Source organism: Bradyrhizobium sp. (assembly GCF_036009065.1).
Classification (GTDB): domain Bacteria; phylum Pseudomonadota; class Alphaproteobacteria; order Rhizobiales; family Xanthobacteraceae; genus Bradyrhizobium.
In genome coordinates this window covers 1-8,712 of sequence record NZ_DASYMN010000166.1, presented here as the reverse complement: position 1 = coordinate 8,712, position 8,712 = coordinate 1, and the positions used below count along the sequence as shown (strand labels likewise).

The window sequence follows — 8,712 nt, the reverse complement described above, 5'->3', positions numbered from 1 at the left end:
CCCATTACATGTTCGAGCGCCGCCTTGAACTCGTCGGCAAGGCGCCCATGGGTCACAAGTACCAGACCAATCATCGGAAACTCCTCGCGGGTGCTTTTGGTGCACCGCACGAACGGGCCACTTTGACCATCCGGAGCCCCTACGCAAGAGGGGATCTTCGCGATTCTCCCTGATTTAATAGTAATGAGGGGGAGCCAGCGCCGGTCTACTGGGTGGCGATAGTGGGGCTTATATGGTTACCAATTCCCTTAGAGCAATCATCAGAAGGTCGTGTGGACAGCGCGGCGACCACCACGGGCAATGGCTGAAAGCGCGAATTCACGGGAATTCGCGGTAATATGACACCTGATATGCCCGTGAACAGGGCGTCGGGCGCAGGCAGCCGTTCGGCGTCAGCCGCCGACAGGTCCACCACCAGCCCCACCACTGCCTGTTCGGCAAAATCGCAGCGGCGAATGCCGAGCCCGTAAATTTCGATCAGTCCGGCCAGTTCGCGCGCCGGCCGCACGACGAGCCCGCCCTGCAACACTTCGAGATGGACGCGATCATCCCCAACCAGCACGGCTTCGGGAATCTGTCCCGCGCGTCCGGCGAGAACGAGATCGAAGGCGAGCCGCGATTTGCCGGATCCCGAGGGACCGCGGATCAGGACCGCGCGCTCCCCCACCAGCACCGCGGAGGCATGTATGCTGCTGCCGTCCGCCGTCATGGCGCGGGCAGCCGCACCACGAAGCGCGCGCCGGCCACGGTGGCCTCGCCGCCGGCGTTGACGGGACCGCTACGATTCTCGGCCCAGATGCGGCCGCGGTGGGCTTCGATGATCTGCTTCGAAATCGACAGGCCCAATCCGGAATTCTGCCCAAAACCCTGATGCGGGCGGTCGGTGTAAAACCGCTCGAAGATTTTCTCCAGCGCGTCCTCGCGAATGCCGGGCCCGTCGTCGTCGACGACGATCTCGATTTCGGAGCGCACGCGGCGGCAGACGATGCGGACCTTGCCGCCGGATGAAGAAAACGATTGCGCGTTGACCAGCAGGTTGGAGATCACCTGTCCCAGCCGCGAATCGTGGCCGGGGATCGAAAACGTATCTCGCGGGCTGCCCTCGAAGCGGGCCTCGACCGCGACATCGTGGCCGAGCCGGGTTTCGTTGGCGACCGATGTCAGCGTACTGAGCAGGCGGCGCAGAGCGACCGGCGCCTCGTCCTGCCGCTGCAGTTCGGCATCGAGGCGGCTGGCGTCGGAAATGTCGGATATCAGGCGGTCGAGCCGTCTCACGTCGTGTTCGATCACCGCGAGCAGCCGCGCGCGGCTGTTCTCGTTTCGCGCCAGCGGCAGCGTTTCCACCGCCGAGCGCAGCGACGTCAAGGGATTCTTCAGTTCATGGGCGACATCGGCGGCGAATGTTTCGATGGCCTCGATGCGATTGTACAGCGCGTCGGTCATGTCGCGCAGCGCGCCGGACAAATGCCCGATCTCGTCGCGGCGCCCGGTGAAGTCGGGAATTTCCACGCGGGTCCGGATGCGGCGGCGAACACGCTCGGCGCTGTCGGCCAGCCGCCGCACCGGTCCGGCGATCGTGCTTGCCAGCAGCAGCGACAGCACGATCATGACAGCGGAAGCGACGCCGAATACTTTCAGAATGGCGAGGCGTTCGGCGGTCACCATCTGGTCGATGTCGTCGCCCTGCGTCGAGAGCATCAGCGCGCCGTGCACGGCGCGGAACCGCTGCACCGGTACCGACACCGAGACGATCACTTCGCCGCGCTCGTTGATGCGCACCATGCTGCTCTTCTGGCCGACGAGCGATTGCTGGACTTCACTGTAGCCTTTGCCGTTCTCGGGCCCGAGTTCGCGGTATAAAGGAAGGTCGCCGCGATTGAGCCAGGTGCGGACCGCGACCATGGCGCGCTCGGCGATGCCGGGCTTTTCGGTGGTGGGCGGCGGCAATTCGAACCGCAGCACGTCGCCGCGGCCATAAAGGCTGCGGCTGTCGAGAATCAGCACGCCGTCGCGGTCATAGATCCGGGCGCGCGTCTTGGTCGGCGTGATCAGCCGCCGCAGCACCGGCGCGACCCGCTCCGGATTGATCGGGAAATCGAGACCGGAAAATTCATCCGGAGCGCCGTAGGATTCGCCGGGCTTGAGATCGAGCAGCCGGTCGGGATCGATGGTGATGGTGTTGGTCTCGACCGTGGCAGAGGCCCCAATGGCGCCGGCGATGATTTCGGCCTGTACCAGCAGGCTTTGCGCACGCGCGTCGATCAGGCCGGCGCGGAATTGCGAGAGGTAGAGAATGCTCGCCACCAGCGCGATCAGGCCGGCGAGATTGAGCGAGACAATGCGGCGGGTCAGGCTCGAAAAGGAGAGCGCGAAGAAAAACTGTCCGGCCCGGCGCAGCCAGCCGAGCAGGCGCTGCCAACCCTGGACCTGGGTCTGCGCCCGGGTATCGCCGGCGGCAGCATCGTCCGGGGCGAGGGCCGGCGCGGCGCCCTCGGCATTCACGCTCGGATCAGGCTGGGTTCGATCAAGCAATGGCCAAAAACCGTTCGGTTGTAGTCGCGCCAATCTAGCACACGTCATTCCGGGATGCGCTTCTTGGCGCAGGCCCGGAATCCATACTCCCGCCGGTGGTTATGGATTCCGGGCTTGCGCTCCGCGCGCCCCGGAATGACGGTTGTATCAGGTTTCCTTGAAGCGGTAGCCGACGCCGTACAGGGTTTCGATCATCTCGAAATCGTCGTCCACCACCTTGAACTTCTTGCGCAGCCGCTTGATGTGGCTGTCGATGGTGCGATCGTCGACATAGACCTGGTCGTCATAGGCTGCGTCCATCAGGGCGTTGCGGCTTTTCACCACGCCGGGGCGCGTCGCCAGCGCCTGCAGGATCAGAAACTCGGTGACGGTCAGCGTGACCGGCTCGTTCTTCCAGGTGCAGGTGTGGCGCTCCGGATCCATCCGCAACAGGCCGCGGTCCAGCGCCTTGGCGTCGGTTTCCTTTGGCGCTGCGGCCGGGTCTTTCGGCGCCGCGCGGCGCAGCACCGCCTTGACGCGTTCGACCAGCAGCCGCTGCGAGAACGGCTTGCGGATGAAATCGTCGGCACCCATTTTGAGGCCGAACAATTCGTCGATCTCTTCATCCTTGGAGGTGAGAAAAATCACCGGCAGGTCGGACTTTTGACGCAGCCGGCGCAGCGTCTCCATGCCGTCCATGCGCGGCATCTTGATGTCGAGGATCGCTAGATCCGGCGGGCTGGTGCGGAATCCGTCGAGCGCCGAGGCGCCATCGGTGTAGGTCATGATGCGATAGCCTTCGGCTTCCAGCGCGATCGAGACCGATGTGAGAATGTTGCGGTCGTCGTCGACCAAGGCGATTGTGGGCATGAGCCTGCTTTCCGAAAGTGGCTTGGAATGACGGCGGTCCAGCAAAGTGCCGTATAAGTGGGGCTTCGAACTCGATCAACGAGCAATGCAAGCTGGGCTGAAGTGTGACCGCGTTCCCGGAAAACGCATGAATGATCAGCGGGTTCCAATCCCATATAGGCACCGCTTTAACTCAAATAAGGCTCCTTTTGCAATGAGATGCTGGATTTGATCGATGCAGGAAACCGCCCATTTTAGCGCCGCTGGACTGGCCCGGTCGCTGCTGCGGCGCAGCCGGCAGGGCGCGCTGGCGACCCTGATGCGGGATAGCGGCGATCCCTATTGCTCGCTGGTCAATGTGGCAAGTAACTCGGATGGCTCGCCAATCCTGCTGATTTCGCGGCTGGCGCTGCATACAAAGAACATCCTTGGCGATCCCAGGGTCTCGCTGATGCTGGACGAGCGCGCCGAAGGCGATCCCCTGGAGGGCGCGCGGATCATGCTGGCCGGCCGGGCCGAGCAGGCCGGGGATACCGATGAGACGGTTTTGCGCCGGCGCTACCTCAACGCCCATCCTCCCGCCGAAGTCTTTGTAAATTTTAAGGATTTTTCGTTTTTTAGGATAAGGCCGGCGGGCGCGCATCTGGTCGCCGGTTTTGGCCGGATCGTGGACCTCAAGCCTGAGCAGTTTCTGACCGACATTTCCGATGCCGATGCGCTGCTGGAGGCCGAGCAGGGCGCCATCGCGCACATGAATGCCGATCATCGCGACGCGATGAATCTCTACGCCACGCAACTGCTCGGCGCGGAAGAAGCGGACTGGCGCTGCACCGGCTGCGACCCGGATGGCATGGATATGCAGGCGGGCGCAAAAACGCTGCGGCTGGAATTTCCGCGGCGGATTGTCACTCCTGCCGCACTGCGGAAGATATTGAAAGAGCTTGCCGAACAGGCCCGCACTGCCGCAAGCGCGCAAGGCGCCGTCGAATAAACCAAATTTCCCCGGATCGGCTTGGCAAGTCCGGCGTTCGTCAGTATTAGGTCGCCGGACCAGGGCCGGAAGGCTATATTGACGGTCACCGCGACGTGAGGCGCGTTTTGCGGCAAACGCGCTGGAGAACCGCGGGTTCGAGGAGGAAGCTTCCGTGCAAGAGACGGGCGTACGCAACGGTGCCTTCGGCGCCGACAAATTCGGCTTAAAAAATCTTGCGGCCGTAAACTGGAATTTCGGCGCGCCGCAGCTTTACGAGCATTCGCTTCAAGCCGGCGAAGCGGTGTTGTCGTCGGACGGCGCGCTGTGCGCGGACACCGGCGAGTTCACCGGCCGCAGTCCCAAGGACAAGTTCACGGTTCGCGACGCCACCACCGACAAGAACATGTGGTGGGACGGCAATCGGTCGATCACCTCGGAGCAGTTCGAAGCGCTCTACCAGGATTTCATCAAGCATGCCGAAGGCATGACGCTGTTCGCGCAGGACCTCTATGGCGGCGCTGATCCGAGCCTTCGCATCAAGACCCGCGTCTTCACCGAGCTCGCGTGGCATTCGCTGTTCATCCGCACGCTGCTGATCCGTCCCGAAGCATCGGAGCTCGCCGACTTTGTGCCCGAACTCACCATCATCGATCTGCCAAGCTTCAGGGCCGATCCCAAACGCCACGGCGTGGGCTCGGAAAACGTGGTCGCGATCGATTTCGCCCGCAAGATCGTGCTGATCGGCGGGTCTTATTATGCCGGCGAGATGAAGAAGAGCGTGTTCACCACGCTGAACTATTATCTGCCCGAAAAGGGCGTGATGCCGATGCATTGTTCGGCCAATGTCGGGCCCGACGGCGATGCTGCGATCTTCTTCGGCCTCTCCGGCACCGGCAAGACCACGCTGTCCGCGGATCCGAAACGCACGCTGATCGGCGACGACGAGCACGGCTGGGGCGCGGACGGCATCTTCAATTTCGAAGGCGGCTGCTACGCCAAATGCATCAAGCTGTCGCAGGAAGCCGAGCCGGAGATCTATGCCGCGAGCAAACGTTTCGGGGCGGTGCTGGAGAACGTGGTGCTCGACGAGAACACCCGCGAGCCCGACTTCGATGACGGCTCGAAAACGGAAAATACCCGCTCGGCCTATCCGCTCGATTTCATCCCGAATGCTTCCAGAACCGGCCGCGCCGGTCATCCGAAGAACCTGGTGATGCTGGCGGCCGACGCCTTCGGCGTGATGCCGCCGATCGCAAAACTCAACCCGGCGCAGGCGATGTATCACTTCCTGTCCGGTTACACCGCCAAGGTCGCGGGCACCGAACGCGGGCTCGGCAACGATCCCGAACCGGAATTCTCCACCTGTTTTGGATCGCCGTTCCTGCCGCGCGATCCTTCCGTCTATGGCAACTTGCTGCGCGACCTGATCGCCAAACACAATGTCGATTGCTGGCTGGTCAACACCGGCTGGACCGGCGGCAAATACGGCACCGGGCGGCGCATGCCGATCAAGGTGACGCGCGCGCTTCTGACCGCGGCGCTGAACGGCTCGCTGCGATCGGCCGATTTCCGCACCGACAAGTATTTCGGCTTCGCGGTGCCGACCTCGCTGCCCGGCGTCGAGCCGCACATCCTCGACCCGATCAAGACCTGGGCCGACAAGGCCGAGTTCGACAAGACCGCCCGCGCGCTGGTCGGCATGTTCGCGAAGAATTTCGCCAAGTTCGAAAAGGACGTCGATGCCGACGTCCGCGCCGCGGCGCCGGATCTCAAGCTCGCTGCGGAGTAATAGCAACTCGTCATTCCGGGGCGCACGCGCCCTTGCGCGTGCGAACCCGGAATCCAGCCACGCATTCCTTCCTCATCCTGAGAGCTTGTGAATCTATTGATTTTTGCGTTTTCCGACATGAGTCAAATCAAAGACTTAGGACCCGCAGAAACGTCGAAATTCGAATAGATTCACAAACTCTGAGGAGGCGCGCGCTTGCGCGGCGTCTCGAAGGATGGCCGCGTGTGGCCCATCCTTCGAGGCTCGCCGAAGACGGCGAGCACCTCAGGATGACGGCGCATTGCGTAACGCAGGCTGACGCGAGTGTAGCTACTCCTCGGTGGGACCGGGAAGTACACGGCGAAGTCGCTGAGTTTCGCTCCAGATGTCGCGAACATCCGTCGCAAAGCGAACGAGCTTGTTTGCCACGTGCACGATGAAGAGTGTGACCATGACTACCGCCCTGCCTTGAAAAGCAGGCGCTCGATTTGACGCTCTGCGTCATCCGTCAGTTTGTCGCCGTGGATGGCAACATATCGCGCAACCACACGATCCGCATGCCGCTGACGGGCTTCGACCTGAGCGCGCAACAATCGTGCGAAAAATGAGGGTTTTTTGGTCGGGGCGGAAAGCCAGGCCCCAGTGGTTAGGACGTTCGCCATGGATGGCTCCTTTGCGGAGTGTTGTTGTTGGGTCGAATTTCCTACCTGATCCGACAGATAGGGATTGGTGCGCACAAATGCCAGATCAAAGCGCGCGCATCATGCATCAATTTTGAACCTCATCACGCGACTGACGGAAGCAATCACATTGCGGTGACCGCGCGCGCTGGTCAGAATGTCCGAGAAGAATCTTCCGAGCCGCACATTTGACCGTCATCCTGAGGAGCAGGCTCTTGCGTGCGTCTCGAAGGATGGCCGCGGGCACTTGTGGCCCGTCCTTCGAGGCTCGGCCGAACACGGCGAGCGCCTCAGGATGACGGCAGTGTTGGTCTGGCCATGAGCCCGGTCATGACCAAGTATCCAAACTGGAATCGTCTCACGCCTTGAAATACGCGATCTGGGTCGTGGTTGCGAGCAGGCGGCCGGTCGGCGACCACAGCTCGCCGCTCTGGTCGCCAAAACTCTTGTGAAAGATTTTGGCGTCGGCCACCGCGAGAACCTGGCTGATATTTTCGGCCGCGAGATCGTCGGCGTCGGCGTGAAAATAAGTCGTCAGCGACACGGTGCCGAACGGCACGAATTCATTGCGGACGTGGAAGATGCGGCCGAAGAAGGCATCGGACATCGACATCAGCGACAGCACGTCGATTTTGCGCGGCTTGTGATCGCCGATCCATAGTTTGGAGAATGCGCTTGCCGGTGCGGCATGCGGGGCGCCGGCGAATTGCGGCTCACCCTCGACGAAGCGGAAATCATATTGCCGCACCCACGACATCGCGAGACCGCCTTTCGGATAAGGCCGCGCCGCTTCGAATGGCGGGGCCTTCGGAGGCTGCGCCGGCTGGTGCGACCATGACGGACGGCGCACCGCGAACACGGCGGTCGCAAAGGTCGCGGCCTCGGCGCCACCCTGGGTGAGTTCGACCGACCAGTGCTGCGTCGAACGGTTGGCCTTGATCAGGCGGACGTCGAGATCGAACGGGCCTTGCGCGATCGGCGCGCAGAAATTCACGGTGAGCGCCAGCGGATCGCCGGAGCGCTGCGGATGTTCGAGGATGCCGCGCAGCATGGTCGCCGCGGTGACGCCGCCGAACGGGCCGACGAAGGCCCAGTAGTTGTCGCTGGTATGGCCGCTCCACCGGCTGTCGCCGGCGGCAACGCCCGTTGCGTCGTCGAACAGATGCGGTGCTTTGGTGAGCATGAAATCCTCAGAATGCTCCGCCCATATTTCGCGGAATTGCGCCGAATGCAATGACCTTGGAAGTAATGGTTTGGACTCAGAACCTCATGGTGAGGAGCGCGCTCTTGCGCGCGTCTCGAACCATGCGAGCGCGGCGCTCATCCTTCGAGACGCGGCGAAGGCGCCGCTCCTCAGGATGAGGGTCGGTGAGCTAGCCCTTCGCCTGCCGCGCCGGCGAAGGTTGCGCGGTTGGCTTCACCGGCACGTTCCAGATATCCCCGGCGTATTCGCGGATGGTGCGGTCGGAGGAGAACCACGGCATCCGCGCGACGTTGAGAATGCTGGCCCGGGTCCAGGCCGGGACCACCTGCCAGCGCGCGTCGATGCCGCGCTGGGCCTCGAAATAGGCGTCGAAATCGGCGCTGACCATGTAGTGGTCGAGATGGCGCAGCGCATGCGCGACCGATTCGAACCGGCTGGGATCGTCGGGCGAAAAATCGCCGCGCTCGATCGCGGCGATCGCGCGCGCCAGATGCGGCGATCGCGCAATGACATCGGTGGCGTCCAGCCCCTGCTTGCGGCGCACCACCACGTCCATCGCCTCCATGCCGAAGATCGCGATGTTTTCCGCGCCGACATGATCGCGGATTTCGAGATTGGCGCCGTCCAGCGTGCCGATGGTCAGCGCGCCGTTGAGCGCGAGCTTCATGTTGCCGGTGCCGGAGGCTTCCATGCCGGCGGTCGAAATCTGCTCGGACAGATCGGCGGC

The 8,712-nt window shown here is 62.8% G+C and carries 8 protein-coding genes and 1 pseudogene; 2 read left to right on the top strand and 7 right to left on the bottom strand.

Translation table 11 applies throughout. The annotated features are described in order from the left end of the window. The 4 genes and pseudogenes from VGP39_RS10100 to VGP39_RS10085 all read right to left on the bottom strand — a co-directional run. A pseudogene (locus VGP39_RS10100) lies at positions 1-74 on the bottom strand (PTS fructose transporter subunit IIA); the annotation flags it as partial. Between the two features lie 131 nt (positions 75-205). Further along, positions 206-709, bottom strand: a complete 504-nt coding sequence (locus VGP39_RS10095) for an HPr kinase/phosphatase C-terminal domain-containing protein (RefSeq protein WP_327567964.1) — start codon at positions 707-709, stop codon at positions 206-208. Continuing rightward, the gene (locus tag VGP39_RS10090; RefSeq protein ID WP_327567963.1) at positions 706-2,532 is read right to left on the bottom strand and encodes a sensor histidine kinase; all 1,827 of its coding nucleotides are present in this window, start codon (positions 2,530-2,532) and stop codon (positions 706-708) included. Before VGP39_RS10090 ends, VGP39_RS10095 begins: the two co-directional genes overlap by 4 nt. Positions 2,533-2,679: 147 nt before the next feature. Continuing rightward, on the bottom strand, positions 2,680-3,381 hold the full coding sequence (locus VGP39_RS10085; RefSeq protein WP_184260686.1) for a response regulator transcription factor: 702 nt from the start codon (positions 3,379-3,381) through the stop codon (positions 2,680-2,682). Between the two features lie 214 nt (positions 3,382-3,595). Between VGP39_RS10085 and VGP39_RS10080 the strand changes: the two genes are divergently transcribed. Then, a complete protein-coding gene (locus VGP39_RS10080; RefSeq protein ID WP_327567962.1) occupies positions 3,596-4,351 on the top strand; it encodes a HugZ family protein in 756 nt (251 codons plus the stop codon). 154 nt (positions 4,352-4,505) lie between these two features. Next, positions 4,506-6,122 (top strand): phosphoenolpyruvate carboxykinase, encoded by a 1,617-nt coding sequence (locus VGP39_RS10075; protein ID WP_327567961.1) that lies wholly within the window; start codon positions 4,506-4,508, stop codon positions 6,120-6,122. A 434-nt stretch (positions 6,123-6,556) separates the two neighbouring features. Here the strand turns inward: VGP39_RS10075 and VGP39_RS10070 are convergent, their stop codons facing one another. The 3 genes from VGP39_RS10070 to VGP39_RS10060 all read right to left on the bottom strand — a co-directional run. Further along, a complete protein-coding gene (locus tag VGP39_RS10070) occupies positions 6,557-6,763 on the bottom strand; it encodes a hypothetical protein (protein ID WP_327567960.1) in 207 nt (68 codons plus the stop codon). Between the two features lie 376 nt (positions 6,764-7,139). After that, positions 7,140-7,964, bottom strand: a complete 825-nt coding sequence (locus VGP39_RS10065; protein WP_327567959.1) for a thioesterase family protein — start codon at positions 7,962-7,964, stop codon at positions 7,140-7,142. Positions 7,965-8,154: 190 nt separating this feature from the next. Next, a partial coding sequence (locus VGP39_RS10060) for a glycogen/starch/alpha-glucan phosphorylase (protein ID WP_327567958.1) occupies positions 8,155-8,712 on the bottom strand: 558 nt, incomplete at its 5' end.